Here is a 17,435-nt window from a genome sequence, read left to right on the forward strand (position 1 = left end):
TACCGGCCCGCCCTCCTTGAAGGCTGCCTCACCGAGACAGGGCTCACCCCGAACCCCAGATAACTCACTGCGACAACACGAGTTCAGTCTCAGTAAAAGGCAAAGCCACCCCCAAAGCGTCGCGCAATCGGAAAGCAACCAGGGAAAGATTCCAGCCGCCACAGCGGGCCAAAAACCATGTCACCACCCGCCGGCGGCCAGATGACGGGCCACAACCACAGGGCCGGGCCGAATGGATCGATCACCAATTGGGTAGGCACGCACACGAAGTTCCCGGTGCACACGGTGGAGGACGCAAGGGGTGATTTTGCGTCCACCAGAGGATTCGAAGGGAAGCTCATGTCTTTCAAGAACATCTTCGGCGGCGGCGGAAACGAAGCAAAGTCCGCCGAAGAGTCGGCCCAGAAAATCTATTCCCAAATTCCCGGTGTTCGACCCGAGGACGAAGGAGTCGATCCGGAGCTCTACGAGGGCATTGAGAAAGCTCCGCGCGACCCGAAGATCGTACGCGAGACGTCGCCCGAGGCGCTCAATATCGCGAACAGCTTCCTCGCCCCGCTGTTCAAGAACACCCAGAAGGCAGCCACCGATCAGCAGAAAGAAAGCGAAAGTCCCGAAACGACCACCGGCATGGCCTCTTCGACCATGAACAAGGCGTCCGAAAAGATGGCGGTGAAGATCAAGGACGAGGACAAGCCAAAGATCAGCGACGAAGATCGGGCGAATCTGAAGAAGGACAACCGCGAACAGGTCAAAAACGTCGAGAGGAATGCAGATGGGTCGGTCAAGGAGTGGCCGCCGACCAAGGGGTGAGGGCCGACCACGATCCGACCCCTGACCGGTAGCAACGGCCGCCGCTCACACGTCATCACCGACGCATCGTTCAGTTCTGCGACACAAGGAGGCTGAAGGGCATGGCAGACGCCATCAAGAACAACGTGAGCACAGCTCATCTTGGTGAACGATTCATCCGCCACCCACTGACAGGAAAAAACCTGAAGGAGCTCGAGATCGCCGACCGGGCGCCGGCCATCCTGGAGCAGAACAAAGAAAAACTGAAGAGGAAGGCAGAGAAGAAAAAGCCGAACGGGGAGGACCGCTACGTCTACCCTACCGGGTTCTCTTTGAACAAGGGGCGATTTGACTTTCCGCAGGGCCCCTCGGCGCACGACCGCGGGTGGCGCGCCTGTATGACGGTGGGTGTACCGCTTGTCGAAGAGCGGGGCGACATTGTGCAGCCTCCTCCGGACGTGATCTCCAAGCAGACGTACATCAACCGAACCGACCCCAAGCCCACCACCTGGTCGCACACGGTCGAGTTCTCGATTTCGAACACCATCAACTGGTCGCTCCAGGGGCAGGTGCAGCTCACGTTCGGGGCCAAGGCCACCGCGTCACTTCAGCAGCAGCTGCAGCAGAGCATGGCGATGAACCAATCCGAGAAGATCACCCTGAAGAACAGCAAGGACAATCAGGGCGTCGACGCGGAGTCCCAGTCGCAAATGACCAGTACGACGACAGCCACGAGTACCGCCACGGGCACCGGGGAAGTGTCGGCACAGCTGATGCTGGGGATCACTGCTTCTGTCAGTGGTTCATTGACCACCGGGTTCAAGACATCGTCCACGCTGAACGGAGAGGTCGGCAGCCGGGTGGATGTCCTGGCCACGCAGCGACGCCAGGTGCGGAGGTTCGACTACGAATTTCCGGTCTCCTTCGGTGGGTGGGTCGCTTTGTATTACCCCGAGCCGGTGGAGGTCAAGGAGATCCGCCCGGAGGGCCCACAGGCCAAGGAGCCGAAGTACGCCCAGGTGATCGCATGGAAGCTCGGTGAGACCGGTACGGATAAGGAGGCCTTCGACTTGAACGACGAAGGCAAGCCGTTCAGGCAAAAAGGGGAAGCGGAGGTCGTTTCCACCCTCGCCGGGGTCCACGAGGTCTTCGAGCTGGAAAAACTCAATTTTGATGTGGAACAGCACCCTCTGTACAAGAGTGACGGCCAGGAGAAAGAGATCCCGAAGGAAGCACCCTTCGAGGTCGCCACCGGGTTGGGGTGGGCCGAGGGCCTCGCGCTGGACCTGGGGAACCAAAAGGCGTACGTCACCGACTACACCGGCGGCAGGCTGTACAAGGTGGACCTCGCCAGCGGCAAAAAGGACTGGGAGTTGGCGGGACTGGGCCTCGTCAACGATGTGGCGCTGGACCTCCCGGGCAACAAGGCCTATGTCGCCGAATACGGCGGCAAGGGCCTGTTCACGGTGGACCTGAACGACCGTTCCATCTCCCCGGTCGCGGTCGCCAAGGACTTGCCCGCGTACGGCGTCGCGCTGGACCTGCCGAACAAGAAGGCCTATGTCACCGACTTCAACAGCGGGAAGCTGATCGAGTTCGACCTGAGCAACGACCCGGCGCAGAAGCAACGCTCCTGGAATGTGCCGAGGGCCTCGGGAGTCGCGCTGGTCAGGGGCAAGGCGTACGTCGGTCAGTATGACGTCGGCGGGCTGTACGAGGTCGACCTGGAGGCGAAGGAAGGCACCCCACAGGCCGTTGCCACCAATCTCGGAAACACCATCCGCGTGGCGCTGGATGGCGCGGACCGCGCCTACACCTCCTACACCGGCGGCAAACTGAATGAGGTCACGGTGGCCGACGGCGAGACCAAGGGCTTTCAGCGCGCGGTAGCCGAAGGACTCGGCCAGGCCTCTGGCGTAGGGCTGGACCGTGACAAGAGCCGGATCTACGTCAGCAACCGGGAGGGCAAGCTGTTGCGGATCTCCGGCGTGCTGCCCGGTGCCTCGGCGAAGTCGTAGCGCGGGGCAGCCTTTTCAGCGGGTGGGCGGGCATGGGTGCCTTGATCATGCGGGTTGTCGAAAGCTCACGTGACCGAAGGGTTGCTCATGCCCGTCCGGGCCCAGCGCGTATCGGGGGCGGGCAACCAGTAGGGTGCGCCAGGTGAACAGCACTGCTCCTTTCTCTCGCACCTTCCGCCTGATCGTCACGGGAGGAGGTACCGGGGGCCATACCTATCCCGCCTTGACCGCGATCCGCGCGTTGCAGCACCGGCTGGCGGCTGACGGCAGGGCGCTCGACGTCCTGTGGATCGGCACGGCGGACGGCCTGGAGGCCCGGGTGGCACCGGCCGAGGGCATCGCGTTCACCACCGTGGCCACGGGCAAGATCCGCCGCTCCAGCAACCCGCTCAAGATGGTGAGTCCGGCGAACGTCCGGGACATGGCCCGGGTACCGCTCGGAGTGGCCCAGGCGCGGAAGATCGTCTCCGACTTCCAGCCGGACGTGGTGCTCGCCACGGGCGGGTACGTGGCCGTCCCCGCCGGGCTGGCCGCCCGCATGTGCCGCCGTCCGTTGGTGCTCCACGAGCAGACGGTGCGCTTGGGCCTGGCCAACCGGAAGTTGGCGAGCTCGGCGACGAGGATCGCGGTGTCGTCGGAGGCGTCGCTGCCGCTCCTGCCGGAGTCGGTGCGGGGTGCCGCGGTCGTCACGGGCAATCCGATCCGCCCCGAGGTGCTGACCGGGCACCCGGACAAGGCGGTCGAGGCGCTGGGTCTGTACGGCTTCGACCGGCGCCTGCCGACCGTGTACGTCACCGGCGGCGCGCAAGGATCCCAGCAGATCAACGACGTCGTGCGGGACGCGCTGCCGTGGCTGCTGACGCGGGCGAACGTGGTCCACCAGTGCGGACCGGCCAACGTCGAAGGCCTGCGGCAGCACGCGGCGGCCCTGCCGCCGGAGCTTGCGGGCCGGTACTACCTCGCCGGGTTCGTCGGCCCGGAGCTCCCCGACGTGCTGGCGCTCGCCGACGTCGTCATCTCCCGGAGCGGTGCCGGGACGCTCGCCGAACTGACCGCGCTGGGCAAGCCTGCGGTGTTCATCCCGCTCGCCTCCTCGGCCGGGAACGAACAGGCGCACAACGCACGGCATCTGGAGGACGCCGGGGCTGCCGTCGCCCTGCTCGGTGACGTCACCGCGGAGAGCCTTCGCAACGCGGTGGGCCCGCTCCTCACCGATCCCGTGCGGCGAGCGGCCATGGCGGAGCGTGCCCGGTCGCACGGGCGGCCGGACGCGGCGGACAGGCTCGTGGACGTTCTCCTGTCCGCCGCGTCGGGCTGATCGACGCGGGGTTAGGAGACGTCACGGCCGGGGTCGTGATCCGACAGCTGCCGTCCCGGTGCGGGCCTTTCCGGGCCCCGCACGGGAGCGGCCGCGCCCCGGCCCCCTCGGCTCCGTGAGAACAGAGCCCAAAACCCCCGGCCCATCGCGTCGCGCCCTGTGTGATCCACGACAAAAACCCTGTTCATCCGGGGATTTCACTGCTAGACATCGCCCATGACCGGCTATTCCCCAGACGCCACGGACTGGCGCATCCTCGACGCCCTGCAGAGCAACGGGCGTGCGGGCTTCGCCGAGTTGGCGCGTACCGTGAACATGTCCTCCAGTGCCGTGACCGAGCGGGTACGGCGGCTGGAGGAGGCGGGGATCATCGGCGGGTACACCGCCGTCGTGGATCCCGAGAAGCTGGGGCTGCCCGTCCTCGCCTTCGTGCGTCTGCGTTATCCGAACGGAAACTACAAGCCCTTTCACGATCTGCTGGCCGCGACGCCGGAGATTCTGGAGGCGCACCATGTGACCGGCGACGACTGCTTCGTGATCAAGGTGGCCGCGCGGTCGATGCGGCACCTGGAGGAGGTCGCGGGCCGGATCGGCGCGCTCGGCTCGGTGACCACCAGCATCGTCTACTCCTCGCCGCTGGCCCGCCGGGCGCTCAGCCGCTGAGCGCCGTGCGGTGCCGTACGGCCGAGCCCGAGCGGTCCTTGACGACCTGGAGCTGCGCCGGGACGCGTTGGCGCAGGTCGGCGACGTGACTGACGATGCCGACCGTGCGGTCCCGCTCGCGCAGTGAGTCGAGGACGTCGAGGACCTCGTCCAGGGTCTGTTCGTCGAGGCTGCCGAAGCCCTCGTCGATGAAGAGCGTGTCGAGCCGCATGCCGCCCGCTTCGTCCGTCACGACGTCGGCGAGGCCGAGGGCGAGGGAGAGCGAGGCGAAGAACGTCTCGCCGCCCGAGAGGGTCGCGGTGTCGCGTTCGCTGCCGGTCCAGGAGTCGATGACGTGCAGGCCGAGGCCGGAGCGGCCGCGGCCGCCGGTGCGCTGGTCGGAGTGGACGAGGGTGTAGCGGCCGGCGGACATGCGCTGGAGGCGGGCGGTGGCGGCGGCCGCGACCTGTTCGAGCCGGGCGGCCAGGACGTAGGACTCCAGGCGCATCTTCCGCTCGTTGTCCGCGGAGGTGCCGGCGGCCAGTGACGCGAGGGACGCCACCCGGTGGTGCTCCTCGCGCAGGGGCGCGAGTCGGTGCGCGTCGGCGGCGGCCTGTGCGGAGAGCCGGTCCAGTTCCGCGCAGCGGGTGCGGGCGGCGGCGTCCTCGGCGAAGGCGCGCTGCAGGGCGCGGGTGGCGGCGTCGGCGGCTTCCTGCGCGGCCCGGGGGTCGGCGGGGGGAAGCGCGGCGGCGTCCGCCGCGGCGGGATCGGCCAGTTGGGCGGCGACCTCGGTCTCCTCCCGCTGCCACTGGTCGAGGCGGTGTTGCAGCTCCCGCTGCCCGGCGGCGGTCAGGAGCGCGTCGGCCGCGCCCTGGGGCGTGTCGAAGCCCGCGCGGTAGGCGGCGTCGGCGAGACGGGCGTCGGCCTCCTTCAGGCGCGTCGCCGCGTCCTGTGCCGCCCGTACGGTCTCGGCTGCTTCGGCGAGGGACGTGAGCTGCTGTTCCAGCAGCGTCGCGCGCTGCGCGACGGTCGCCGCGCCGCCGCGCGCCCGCGTCAACTCCTCCTCCAGTGCGGCAAGTTGGGCGTCGAGGCGCTCCCGGTGGGCCGTGCGGGCGGAGCCGCGCAGCTGCGCGGCCTGGCGTTCCTCCCGGCGCCGCTCGTACTCGCGCTCGGCGCGTTCCAGCGCCTCGCGGGCGGCGTGGGCGCCCGAGCCCGCGTCCCGCGCCTCGGTGAAGGCACGCAGGACGTCCTCGGCGGCGGCGGCCAGTTCGGCGACGGTGGCCGTGCCCGCCCCGGCGGTGGCCGCGGCGAGGGCCTCGCGCAGGGTGTGCAGCCGCCGGTCGGTCTCCTCGCGGGCGGCGTCGGCCCGCCGGGAGGTCTCCAGCGCGCGTTCCTCGTCGGCGCGGTCCACGTGGTCGGCCGCGGTCCGCGCCGGGTCGGGGTGCTCGGTGGAGCCGCACACCTTGCACGCCTCGCCCGGGCCGAGTTCGGCGGCCAGTTCGGCGGCGAAGCCGAGCAGTCGGCGTTCCTTGAGGTCCAGCCAGTGCTCGCGGGCCTCGTTGGCCCGCTCGCGGGCGCCGCGCAGCCGTTCCTCGGCGTCCTCGACCTGGCCGGCCAGGCGGTCGCGCTCGACGGCGGCGGCGAGCCGCTGCCGGGCGGGGGCCAGCTCGCCCTCCAGGCGGGCGGCCCGGGTGGCCGCCTCCCGGGCGGTCTCGACGCGGTGCTCGTGGGCGGCGCGCCGGGCCTCCCAGCCGGCCAGCCAGTCGGCCGTGTCGGTGAGGATGTCCTCGTCCAGGCGGGCGTCGCGTTCGAGGTTCGCACGTTCGGCGGTGAGGTCGGCGGCCCGCTCCTCGGCGCGGCGGGCGCCCGCGAGCGAGCCGAGTTCCTCGCGGAGCCGTCGTTCCAGCGCCGCCAGCGCCTCGGCACCACTGTCGGTGTGCTCGGCCGGCAGGTCCCGCCGCGCCCGCGCCTCGGCGGCGACGGCGTCGCGGTGCGCGCGCTCGGCCCGGTCGCGGAGTTCCAGGACGGGGGCGACGGACTCGGCGGCGCGGGCCCGGTCCAGCCGCTCGCGGACCCGCCGCGTTTCCTCGCGCCGCTCTTCGAGGGCGAGGGCCCGCTGCCGGGCGTCGGCGTGGCGGCGCTGGAGGTGGTCCCGTTCGCGTACCGCGTCGGCTTCCTCCCGTGCGGCGCGGTGGGCCTCGTCGGCGGCCCTGGCGGCGGCCGCGGCGATGTCGCGGCGCTCGCGGGCGTTGCTGCGGGCGAGGGCCGCCCATTCCAGGACGGCCTCGGCCAGCCCGGGGGCGCCGGGGGCAAGGGGCGGCTCGGCGTCGCGCTGCGCCGGTACCAAGGCGGCGCGGGACGGCCGCGAGCCGACCGGGGCCACGGTCGCGGGCGCGGGCGTGCCGACCTCGGGCAGCGACGGGTCGGCCGCGGCCTGCCGCATCCGGTGGCCGAGGGCGAGCAGCCGCTCGTCACCGGCGGTGACCTGCTTCTCGGCGGCCCTGCGCAGCTCGGCGAGGTGCGCTTCGACGGCGGCGAAGCGGCCGGTGTCGAAGAGCTTGCCCAGCAGCTTGCCGCGGGCGGCGTCCTCGGCGCGCAGGAAGCGGGCGAAGTCGCCCTGCGGCAGGAGGACGACCTGGCAGAACTGCTCCTGGCTCATGCCGAGCAGTTGCTTGATCTCCTCGCCGATCTCCTGGTGGGAGCGGCTGAGGCCCTGCCAGTGGCCGTCCTTGTGCTCGCGCAGCGCGCTGTAGGCCTTCTCGCGGGTGACGCCGGTGCCGCGCTTCTTGGGGCGCGGCTGCTCGGGCCGCCGGGTGATCTCCAGACGCCGGCCGCCGACGGTGAGGTCGAGCGTCACCTCGGTGGGGGTGCCCGGCTCCGCGTGGTCACTGCGCAGGGTCAGTCCGCTGCCCTGGCGGGCGCCGGGGAGGGTGCCGTAGAGGGCGTAGCAGACCGCGTCGAGGATGGATGTCTTGCCCGCGCCCGTGGGGCCGTGCAGCAGGAACAGTCCGGCGGCGGACAGTTCGTCGAAGTCAATGTGCTGGGTGGCGCCGAAGGGGCCGAAGGCGGTGACGGTGAGCCGGTGCAGCCTCATCGGGTCTCCTCGCGGACGGTCTCGGTCCCGGCCAGCCGTACGGCGTCGAGGGCGGTGGTGAGCACGGCGGCCTCGGCCTCGTCGGCGCCCCGGCCGCCGCGCACGTGGGCCACGAAGTCCTCGGCGATCTGCCGGTCGGTCCGGCCCCGCAGCCGCTGGGCGTAGGAGGCGAGCGGGTCCTCGGGGGCCCGGTCGGGGTCGAAGGCGAGGCTCACCACGTGCGGGAAGCGCCGGGCGAGCCGGGCCATGGGCTCCTGGGGGCGGTGCGCGTCGGTGAGCGTGGCCTCGACCCATGCCTGCTCGTGGCGCTCCAGCCGCGGGTCGTCGAGGAGGTCGTCGAGACGGCCCCGGATCCGGGCGAGCGGGCGCGGCACGGGGCAGTCGAGCCGCTCGGCGGTGACCGCCCCTGCGGCGTCGAGGTCGATCAGCCACATGGTCTTGCGGTGGTCGGTCTCGGAGAAGGAGTACGCGAGGGGGGAGCCGGAGTAGCGGACACGCTCGGTGATCGTCTGGGAGCCGTGGAGGTGGCCGAGCGCGGTGTAGTCGACGCCGTCGAAGACGGCCGCGGGGACGGCGGCGACGCCGCCCACCGTGATGTCGCGCTCGCTGTCGCTCTCGGCGCCGCCGGCGACGAAGGCGTGGGCGAGGACGACGGACCGGGTGCCGGCGGGACGGGTGGCGAGGTCGGCCCGGACCCGGTCCATCGCGGCCTCCAGCACGGCGGCGTGGCTGCCGCGGCGGGCGCCCAGCTCCTCGCGCACCAGGGCGGGCTCGAGGTAGGGCAGGCCGTAGAAGGCGACGTCGCCGTGCGCGTCGGCGAGGAGGACGGGGGTGCCGCAGACGGCCGGTGCGGTGCGCAGATGTATGCCGGCCCGCTCGATGAGGCCCGCGCCGACGCCGAGGCGGCGGGGCGAGTCGTGGTTCCCGGAGATCATCACGGTGGGTACGCCGAGGTCGGCGAGGCGGTGCAGGGCGTCGTCGAACAGCTCGACGGCGGTGAGCGGCGGTACGGCCCGGTCGTAGACGTCACCCGCGACGAGGACCGCGTCGACCCGCTGCTCGCGCACGGTGTCGACGAGGTGGTCGATGAACGCGCGCTGGGCCGCCAGGAGGCTCACGCGGTGGAAGGACCGGCCGAGGTGCCAGTCCGATGTGTGCAGCATTCTCAACGCGGGACTCCGGCCTGCATGCTTTCCGTTCCTCCGCGTTCCGATTCGACACCGACCCAGCACGGTACTCGATGTGGCGCCCGGGCCGGGCGGGAAGGCGGCCAAGGAGTGCGGGGCCGGTGACAAGGTTCCCTCAAGGTTTCCCCCAGGCCCGCCGCCGACGGTGGTCTCACCGGTGCACAGGCACCGCAACGGGAGGAGAAACCATGCGTCTACGACATGCCCTGGTGAGCGCGGCGCTCGGCACGGCGCTGAGCACGACCGCCGTGGTCGCCTCGGCGCAGCCGGGACCGGCGGCGGCTCCCCCGCGCTATGTGGCGCTCGGCGACTCGGTCGCCGCGGGGATAGGCGCGGGATCCTTGGGCAAGAGGCAGGGCGACTGCTGGATCAACAAGGAACAGGGAATCAGAGTCCCCAACGCCCCCGGGGCCTACCCTCGCCGCGTCGCCGCCGCTCTCGGCGCGAAGCTGGACTTCAAGGCGTTCTGCGGAGCCAACACCCGTCAGGTGATCGCGGAGCAGCTCGGCACGCTCAACAACCGGACCAAGCTGGTGACGGTCCAGGTCGGCGCCAACAATTACGGGTTCACCGGAGTGGTCATGAGGTGCATTCTGGCCAGTGGCGGCAGCATCTGCCACGACGACATCGCCCAGGTCCAACGGGATTTCCTCACCAAGCTGGACGGTGACCTCGGAAAGGTCTACCGCCTGATCCGGGAGAAGGCGAAGAACGCACGGGTCCTGGTGATCGGCTACCCCAAGGTCGTCCGGCAGACCGGGACACCCTGCTACGGGGACGGGCTCATGGCCCGGGCCTCCCGTCAGCGCCTCAACGCGGCGGCCCATACGCTCAACGACGTCACCCGGATCGCCGCCGGGAAACACGGCTTCGAGTTCGTCGAGGCCGAGCAGGCGTTCAAGGGGCACGCGATCTGCGACAAGCCCGAGTGGATCAACGGAATCAGTCTGCCCACGGTGGAGTCCTTCCACCCCAATGCCCTCGGTCACCGGGCCTTCGGCTGGTTGATCTGGCAGAAGGTACGGCCGTAACCCGGCCGCACGCCTCGGGGGGACAGCCGGGCAGGAGCGGGGGACCCGGCAGGGGGAGCGTGCCCCCGGGGGGCAGTGCGAACCCCGGGCACGCTCCCCCGGCTCACCCCGAACCCGGTGGCCGCTGCGTGGTGGGCGGTTCGCCTGGACGGGACAGCTTCTCCTCCAGGCGCGCCGCCTGGAGGAGACGGTGCTGTGAGCGGTAGAGGGACAGGGCCTGCCGCCACGCGTCGACGGCCAGGGCGTGCTGCCCCATGGTCCCGTGGACGTCGCCCAGGCAGGCGAGCGCGTCCGCCTCCTCATAGGCGTCGCCGAGTTCGCGGCGCAGGGCGAGGGCCCGGCGGTAGTGGTCCAGGGCCTGGGCGGGCCGGCCACCGTGATGGGCCAGATAGCCGAGGCTGTCCAGGGTGAACGCCTCGCCCTCGCGGAAACCGAGCCGTCGGGAGAGCGCGAGGGCTCGCTCGCAGTAGTGGCGGGCCTGCCCGTGATGGCCGAGCCTGGCCAAGTACCAGCCCACCGCGTTCAGCGCTTCGGCTTCCCGCAGGGGGCCGTCGAGTCTTCGGCGGAGGCGGAGGTTCTGGATCGCGTGGGAGAGGGCCCGGCGGTCGTCCCCCCGCTGCTCCCACGCCAGTGCCAGGTTGAGGTTGGTCTGCGCCTGCCCCGCGGCGTCACCGGCCTCCCCGAACAGGGCCAGGGCCCGCCGCAGGTGGTCCAGGGCCTCGGCCCGCTGCTCGAGAGGCACCTGCGCGCGCCCGAGGAGCCGGTGCGCGAGGGCCCGGGCGGCGGGATCCCGGAGCGCGCCGGGGGCCTCGAGTGTGGCCCGCAGCATGGCGGTCCGGTCATCGAGGTGGCCTCGCCGCCATTGATAGGTGTCGAGGGACCAGGCCAGGTGCCACGCCGATCCGTCCCGTCCCTCCCCGAGCCCCTTGTCCCGCCCTCGCTCGATGGTGAAGCGATGCAGCTCCAGCAGGCAGGCGTGTTCGGCGTCGAACCACTCCATGGCCGCCGCGGCATCGGTGAGCGGCTGCGGCGGGTGAGCGGCACCGGGCCGCTCACCCGCGAACGGTGTGCGCTGCGGGGACAGCAGCCGGTCGCCCGCGTGGGCGGTGCGGGCGTAGAAGTCGGTCAGGCGGCGCAGAGCCGCGTCCAGGTCGTCCTGTGGCTGGTCGCGCTGCCCTCGCTCGGAGGCGTAGAGGCGGACGAGGTCGTGCATGCGGTAGCGGCCGGGGCAGTGCTCGTGAACGAGGTGCGCGGCCTCCAGGCCGCGCAGCAGGGACCGTGTCGCCGGAGCGGGCAGCGCGGCCAGGGCAGCGGCCGCGGCCACGCTGACGTCGGGGAGGGGTGCTTGGCCGAGCAGCCCGAACGCCCGGGCCGCCGGGGGCTCCAGGGCGCGGTAGGAGGAGGAGAAGACCGCACGCAGGTCGGCGGTGAGGTCGTGGGTGTCGAGGGCGTCGAGCCGGGCCGTCCGGCTGCGGAGCTCGTCGGCCAGCACCGAGAGAGGGAAGTCGGGGTGGGTCGTGGCCCGGGCGGCCACGACACTGATGGCCAGGGGCAGGCCCGCGCAGTGCCGGGTGAGCGCGGCGACGGCCTCGGGCTCCCGCGCGGTCCGTTCCGCGCCGAGGTACCGGGACAGCAGCTCCCGTGCCTCCGCCTCGGTCAGCACGTCCAGGGGCAGCGGGCGGGCACCGTAGGCGGTGATGAGCCCGACCAGCTGGTTCCTGCTCGTGACCAGCACCATGCAGGAGGGGGTGCCGGGCAACAACGGCACGACCTGTTCCGTGTCGCGGGCGTTGTCGAGCACGATCAGCATCCGTTTTCCGGCCACCAGGCTGCGGAACAGCGCCGCCCGGCTGGGCAGGTCCACCGGCACGCCCTCCGCCCCCACTCCGAGCGCGTGGAGGAAGCCGAGCACCGCCTCGGCCGGAGGAACCGGCTCCGCGGATGCCGCGAAGCCGCGGAGGTCGGCGTAGAGCTGCCCGTCGGGGAACGCCTCGGCGTTCTGGTGCGCCCAGTGGACGGCGATCCAGGTCTTGCCGATGCCGCCGGTTCCGCCGATGGTCGAGAGCGCCATGGTGCCGCCGGCCCCACCGTTCGCGCCGAGCACCTTGTCGAGTTCGGCGAGCTTGTGGGCCCGGCCGACGAACACGGGCGTCGGCGGGGGGAGTTGGCGTGGGACGGTCGCCGGGGCCGGGGAAGGGGCCGAAGCCGTGCTCGGGGCAGGGGCCCGCGTCGGGGCCTGATCCGGCGTCGGTCCGGTCGGGGGCGTCGAAACGCGTGCGGCCGGTCCCGGTGCGGGCGCGCTCAGGGCGGGATCCTCGGTGAGAATCCGCTGGTGCAACGTGCGCAGCGCCGCACCGGGGTCCGTCCCCAGCTCCTCCGCCAGTCGTTCCCGGACGCGCGTGTAGTGGGCCAGCGCCTCAGCGGCCCGACCGCTGCGGTACAAGGCGAGCATGAGCTGCGCCGCCAGCCGCTCGTCCAGCGGATGCGTCTCCGCGCGGGCGGAGAACTCGGCCACCAGCCTCGCGTGCTGCCCGAGCCGTAAGCGCACATCGCCCAGGTCCAGTTCGGCCGCGAATCTCTCGCCCTGCACGGTCTGTCGCCAGGAGTTGAACCAGGGGCTGTCGAGGGTGGCGAAGGCGTCGCCGCGCCACAGGTCGAGCGCCCGCTCGAGCAGGGCCGCGACCTCGGCGGCGCCGTCGGCCGCGCGGGCCTGCTCGAGCAGTCGGCGGAAACGGTGCAGGTCGACGGCGGACGGCTCGACCTCGACGACGTATCCGCCGTGCCGGCGCACGAGCCGTAACTCGTCCGCCGCGGGTGCCAGTGCCCGGCGCAACCGGGAGAGGTAGCTGTAGATCGTCCCCCGGGCCCGGGGTGGGGCCCGGTGTCCCCACACCCGGTCGACGAGCCGGTCGACCGGCACCACGCGGTTGGCGTCGACGAGCAGGGCCGCGAGGACGCACCGCTGCCGGAGGTGGCCCAGGTCGACCGGCTCACCGCCGATACGTGCCTCCACCTGCCCGAACAAGCCGAATTCCACTGCCATCCAGCCCCCTAGGCGCGGAACCTTAGCCCGGGACGGGCGCCGCGCCCAGCGGAATGACGGCCCCTTGGAGGTTCGTCCGAACATGGCCGACCGTCATGTCCCTCCGCCGCGCGGCGGAGGTGCGCACGCCACGGCCCGCAGGGGCAAGCGCACACCCGCCCGAGCCGCAGCCGGTTCAGGCGTCCTCGTACGCCTCGCCGCCCAGCTCGAAGCCGGCCGTTCCCGCCGTGGTGTCCGCCAGCCAGGCGCGGAACGACTCCACGTCCGCCTCCGGCAGTCCGATCTCGATCCGCACCCCGGAGTCGTAGCTCACCTCGCGCACCGCGCGGCCGGTCGCCCGCAGCTCGTTCTCCAGCTTTCCGGCCCGCTGGTGGTCGACGGTGACCGTCGCGAGGCGGAAGCGCTGCCGGGTGACGGTGCCCAGGGTGTCGAGGGCCTCGCCGACGGCCCCGCCGTAGGCGCGGATCAGCCCGCCCGCGCCGAGCTTGACGCCGCCGAAGTAGCGGGTGACGACGGCCACGGCGTACCGGATCTCGCGGCGGAGCAGCATCTGCAGCATGGGCACCCCGGCGGTGCCGCCGGGCTCGCCGTCGTCGCTGGCCTTCTGGACGGAGCCGTCGGCGCCCAGGACGTAGGCGAAGCAGTGGTGGCGGGCGGTGGGGTGCTCCTTGCGGACGCGCGCGATGAAGGCCTGCGCCTCCTCCTCGGTCGCGGCGGGCGCGAGCGCGCAGAGGAAGCGCGACTTGTTGATCTCGATCTCGTGCACGCCTTCGCGCGCGACCGTCCGGTACTGCTCTTGCATTTCTCCACCCTATGCGGCGCCGTGACCGGGGCGGAACCGCGGGAATGATCAGTGCGGGCCGCTCGTTGAGCGGGCATGTACGCAGAGGCGGGGATCATCCGGAAGATCATCGAGCGGACCGGCGACACCTGGGCGGTGGTCGGGCTGTCGACGAACGAGCAGCGCGCGGCGTTCGGCGTCGCCGAGGTGCTCCAGCGGCACGGCAAGCGTGTCGTGCCCGTGCACCCCAAGGCCGAGACGGTGCACGGCGAGCAGGGGTACCGCTCCCTGTCCGAGGTGCCCTTCCCCGTCGACGTGGTGGACGTCTTCGTCCGTTCCGAGCTCGCGGGCGCCGTCGCGGACGAGGCCGTCGCGATCGGCGCGAAGGCGGTCTGGTTCCAGCTGGGGGTCGTCGACGAGGAGGCGTACGAGCGGACGCGCTCGGCGGGGCTGGACATGGTCATGGACCGGTGTCCGGCGATCGAGATCCCGCGACTGCGCTGAGCCGGCTGCGGCCAGGGGCGGGTGTGCGCTTGCCCCTGCGGGCCGTGCCGTGCGCACCTCCACTGCCCCGCCGATCGAGGACGGGACGGCGGGGCGGCCGCCGACCAGGACCGGTCGGACAGGCCCTCGCCGGAGCAAGCGTGCGTTAGCGTCGGTTCATGATCACGACACGCGGAGCCCGTCCCGAGGACGCGGCCGAACTCGTCCGTCTGCGTCGGCTGATGTTCAAGGACATGAGCGGCCGGGACTCCCCGGGAGACTGGGAGCGCGACGCCGAGGAGACAGCCCGTCGGCAGCTCGCGGGGCCCGGTTCGGTGCTCGGCGCGTTCGTCGTGGACGGCGATCCGGCGCTGGGCGCCCCGCATCTCGCCGCGTGCGCCGTGGGGCGGCTGGAGGAGCGGCTGCCCGCGCCCGGTCATCCCACGGGGCGGTTCGGGTTTGTCTTCAACGTGTGCACCGATGTCCGCTACCGGGGGCGCGGTCTGGCCCGGGCGACCACCGAGGCGCTGCTCGACTGGTTCGCCGACCGGGGCGTCACGCGGGTCGATCTGCACGCGACACCGGACGCCGAGCGGCTGTACCGGAGCCTGGGCTTCGCCGAGCACTCGCTCGCCCTGTCGCTCGACCTCTCGCACCGCCGGGCCTGAACGGCCTGTACGGCCTGTACGACCCCACCGGCCTGAACCGTCAGACTCCGAGCCCCGCGAGAACGGTGGCGCCGGGGAGTTCGGCGAGTGCCTTGCCGGGGACGATCAGCTTGCCCCGGCGGCTGCCGCTTCCGATGAGGACGTACGGGCTGTCGGCGACAGCGGCGTCCACCAGCACCGGCCAGTCGGCGGGCAGCCCGATCGGGGTGACCCCGCCGAACTCCATGCCGGTCGCCCCGAGCGCGGTGTCCATGGGCGCGAAGGAGGCCTTGCGTGCGCCGAGATGCCGGCGGACGACGCCGTTGACGTCCACACGCGTGTGGCCGAGCACGAGGCAGGCGGCGAGCGTGGTCGTTCCGCCGCGCTTGGCCGCGACGACGACGCAGTTCGCTGACTGTTCCAGCAGCCAGGCGCCGTAGTGCTCCACCAGGACGGCGGTATCGGCCCGTTCCGGATCGGTGTCCACATAGAGCAGCTGCTCGGCCGGTACGGAGCCGCACCAACCGCGGACGGCCTCGGCCACCGGGCCGACCAGCAGGTCCAGGGTCTCCGCGGCGGGGCGGACATCGTCGAAGGCGTCCATCGGGGTGCTCACGCTCGCCAAGCTAGCAGTGCTCGCCGACCCGTCGTGCGGCCGTCCCGGCCTGTGGGGCGTGGGCCGGGGCGGGGGTCACCGCGCGGGCGGGATGGACACCGCCATCGTCATCTCGACGGTCTCGGCCCCGTCGTTGCGGTAGGCGTGCGGGGCACCCCCGTCGAAGGTCGCCGACGTACCGGCGGGCACCGTGTGTTCCTGCCCGTCGACCACGAGCGTCAGCACGCCGGCGGTCACCCGCAGGAGTTCGACGGTGCCGGGCGGGTGAGGGTCGGAGTCGCTGCCGTCCCCGGGGACGATCCGCCAGTCCCACAGCTCCAGCGGTCCGCTCGCCTCGGCTCCGACGAGGAGCGTGGTGTGGCTGCCGGCCTCGCTGGACCACATGCGCACCGCCTGGGCCTCGGGGACGATCCGCACCAGCGCCCCCTGGTCCTGGTCGAGGAGTGTGGTGATGCTGACGCCGAGGGCGTCGGCCAGCTTCACGGTCGTGCCGACACTCGGGTTCGTCCGGGCCTGCTCGATCTGGATGATCATGCCGCGGCTCACCCCGGAGCGGGCGGCCAGGGCGTCGAGCGTGAAGTGCCGCTCGGCGCGCCAGCGCTTGAGGTTGCGGGCGAGCGACTGCGTGAGCTGGTCGAGGTCCGTCACGGACCGCCCCCTATCGCGAGTGACAATATTTTGTGTGACAGAGTTCAATGAATTGAACTACGGTGTGCTGGACTCCACCGTTCATCACACTGTACTGCGAGGTTTCCCCCATGACAGCGGTCTTCGCCCTGGCAACCGCCCTTCTCTGGGGGCTGGCCGACTTCGGCGGCGGCGTGCTGACCCGCCGCATCCCCGCTCTCACCGTGGTCGTCGTCTCGCAGCTGCTGGCCGTGGTCGTGCTGGGCGCGGTCGTCGTCGCCACCGGCGGCTGGTCCGAGGCCGGACCGCGGCTGTGGTACGCGGTGGCGGCCGGTGTGGTGGGTCCGGCGGCGATGCTCTGCTTCTACCGCGCGCTGGCCCTCGGCCCGATGGGGGTTGTCTCCCCGCTCGGCGCACTGGGCGGCGTCGCCGTACCGGTCGGGGTCGGTCTCGTGATCGGCGAACGGCCCGGGCTGCTCCAGATCGCGGGCATCGTGGTCGCCGTGGCCGGGGTCGTCCTCGCGAGCGGCCCGGGGTTCGGAGGCGCCCCCGTGCAGCGGCAGACGTTGGTGCTCACCCTCGTCGCGGCATTCGGCTTCGGTTCGGTGATGGCACTGATCGCCGAGGCGTCGCACACCCTGACCGGGCTGTTCCTCGCCCTCTTCGTCCAGCGCGTCTGCAACGTGCTGGTCGGTGGCACGGCGCTGCTCGCGTCGGCGCGGCGCGGCAATCCGGTGCTGCCCGCCGAGGGCCGGGGCGTCATCCGCGCGGCCCTGCCGGCGCTCGCCTTCGTTGGCCTCGCGGACGTGGCCGCCAACGGCACGTACAGCATGGCCGCCCAGAGCGGACCGGTCACCGTCGCCGCCGTCCTCGCCTCGCTCTACCCCGTGGTGACCGCGCTGGCCGCGCGCGGCCTGGGCGAACGGCTGCGCGCGGTACAGGCGGCGGGCGCCGGCCTGGCCCTGGTCGGCACGGTCCTCCTCGCGAGCGGCTGACCGGGCCCGAAGGGCCGCCGGACACACCCTAGGTGTGTTGTCCCGGGACGTTGGTGACACGCGTGCGGGTGCTTGAACAGGTGAGGGCCTTCTGGGTTCGGTGTGGATTGCGACGTCTGCACCCGACCGCAGGAGGCCCTCGTGTCCCACCGTAATGCCCC

General features: G+C 71.8%; 14 protein-coding genes. 8 read left to right on the plus strand and 6 right to left on the minus strand.

Features of this window, described 5'->3' with window-relative positions:
- The first annotated feature begins 339 nt into the window (after positions 1-339).
- The 4 genes from ACZ53N_RS33790 (at position 340) to ACZ53N_RS33805 (ending at position 4,791) form a co-directional block, all read left to right on the plus strand.
- Positions 340-813 carry a hypothetical protein gene (locus tag ACZ53N_RS33790; RefSeq protein ID WP_469144624.1) on the plus strand — a complete coding sequence of 158 codons (474 nt, stop codon included), beginning with the start codon at positions 340-342 and terminating at the stop codon, positions 811-813.
- A gap of 101 nt (positions 814-914) precedes the next feature.
- Entirely contained in the window at positions 915-2,810 is a 1,896-nt protein-coding gene (locus tag ACZ53N_RS33795; RefSeq protein WP_469144625.1) for an NHL repeat-containing protein, read from the plus strand.
- Positions 2,811-2,991: 181 nt separating this feature from the next.
- On the plus strand, positions 2,992-4,128 hold the full coding sequence (locus ACZ53N_RS33800) for a UDP-N-acetylglucosamine--N-acetylmuramyl-(pentapeptide) pyrophosphoryl-undecaprenol N-acetylglucosamine transferase (protein ID WP_469144635.1): 1,137 nt from the start codon (positions 2,992-2,994) through the stop codon (positions 4,126-4,128).
- 216 nt (positions 4,129-4,344) lie between these two features.
- Positions 4,345-4,791, plus strand: a complete 447-nt coding sequence (locus ACZ53N_RS33805) for an Lrp/AsnC family transcriptional regulator (RefSeq protein ID WP_130876593.1) — start codon at positions 4,345-4,347, stop codon at positions 4,789-4,791.
- Here ACZ53N_RS33805 and ACZ53N_RS33810 read toward each other — a convergent pair.
- Both ACZ53N_RS33810 and ACZ53N_RS33815 read right to left on the minus strand, forming a co-directional pair.
- Entirely contained in the window at positions 4,781-7,864 is a 3,084-nt protein-coding gene (locus ACZ53N_RS33810; protein WP_469144626.1) for an AAA family ATPase, read from the minus strand. The two genes, ACZ53N_RS33805 and ACZ53N_RS33810, sit on opposite strands and share 11 nt — an antisense overlap.
- Entirely contained in the window at positions 7,861-9,033 is a 1,173-nt protein-coding gene (locus ACZ53N_RS33815; RefSeq protein ID WP_469144627.1) for an exonuclease SbcCD subunit D, read from the minus strand. Before ACZ53N_RS33815 ends, ACZ53N_RS33810 begins: the two co-directional genes overlap by 4 nt.
- A 206-nt stretch (positions 9,034-9,239) precedes the next feature.
- Between ACZ53N_RS33815 and ACZ53N_RS33820 the strand changes: the two genes are divergently transcribed.
- Entirely contained in the window at positions 9,240-10,082 is an 843-nt protein-coding gene (locus ACZ53N_RS33820; RefSeq protein WP_469144628.1) for an SGNH/GDSL hydrolase family protein, read from the plus strand.
- A 103-nt stretch (positions 10,083-10,185) separates the two neighbouring features.
- Here the strand turns inward: ACZ53N_RS33820 and ACZ53N_RS33825 are convergent, their stop codons facing one another.
- Both ACZ53N_RS33825 and ACZ53N_RS33830 read right to left on the minus strand, forming a co-directional pair.
- Entirely contained in the window at positions 10,186-13,125 is a 2,940-nt protein-coding gene (locus ACZ53N_RS33825; protein ID WP_469144629.1) for an AfsR/SARP family transcriptional regulator, read from the minus strand.
- Between the two features lie 175 nt (positions 13,126-13,300).
- Complete coding sequence (locus ACZ53N_RS33830) at positions 13,301-13,927, minus strand: YigZ family protein (RefSeq protein WP_469144630.1); 627 nt, start codon at positions 13,925-13,927, stop codon at positions 13,301-13,303.
- A gap of 75 nt (positions 13,928-14,002) precedes the next feature.
- On the opposite strand from ACZ53N_RS33830, the gene ACZ53N_RS33835 reads away from it, so the two are divergent.
- Both ACZ53N_RS33835 and ACZ53N_RS33840 read left to right on the plus strand, forming a co-directional pair.
- The gene (locus ACZ53N_RS33835; RefSeq protein ID WP_469144631.1) at positions 14,003-14,410 is read left to right on the plus strand and encodes a CoA-binding protein; all 408 of its coding nucleotides are present in this window, start codon (positions 14,003-14,005) and stop codon (positions 14,408-14,410) included.
- 158 nt (positions 14,411-14,568) lie between these two features.
- The gene (locus ACZ53N_RS33840; RefSeq protein ID WP_469144632.1) at positions 14,569-15,057 is read left to right on the plus strand and encodes a GNAT family N-acetyltransferase; all 489 of its coding nucleotides are present in this window, start codon (positions 14,569-14,571) and stop codon (positions 15,055-15,057) included.
- A gap of 40 nt (positions 15,058-15,097) precedes the next feature.
- On the opposite strand, the gene ACZ53N_RS33845 is transcribed toward ACZ53N_RS33840, so the two are convergent.
- Together ACZ53N_RS33845 and ACZ53N_RS33850 are read right to left on the minus strand one after the other, a co-directional pair.
- Entirely contained in the window at positions 15,098-15,640 is a 543-nt protein-coding gene (locus ACZ53N_RS33845; RefSeq protein ID WP_469144636.1) for a YbaK/EbsC family protein, read from the minus strand.
- Positions 15,641-15,727: 87 nt separating this feature from the next.
- On the minus strand, positions 15,728-16,300 hold the full coding sequence (locus ACZ53N_RS33850) for a helix-turn-helix domain-containing protein (RefSeq protein ID WP_469144633.1): 573 nt from the start codon (positions 16,298-16,300) through the stop codon (positions 15,728-15,730).
- Between the two features lie 110 nt (positions 16,301-16,410).
- On the opposite strand from ACZ53N_RS33850, the gene ACZ53N_RS33855 reads away from it, so the two are divergent.
- A complete protein-coding gene (locus tag ACZ53N_RS33855; protein ID WP_469144634.1) occupies positions 16,411-17,274 on the plus strand; it encodes an EamA family transporter in 864 nt (287 codons plus the stop codon).
- The last annotated feature ends 161 nt before the right edge of the window (positions 17,275-17,435 follow it).

This window comes from Streptomyces sp. NPDC033229, assembly GCF_055576875.1.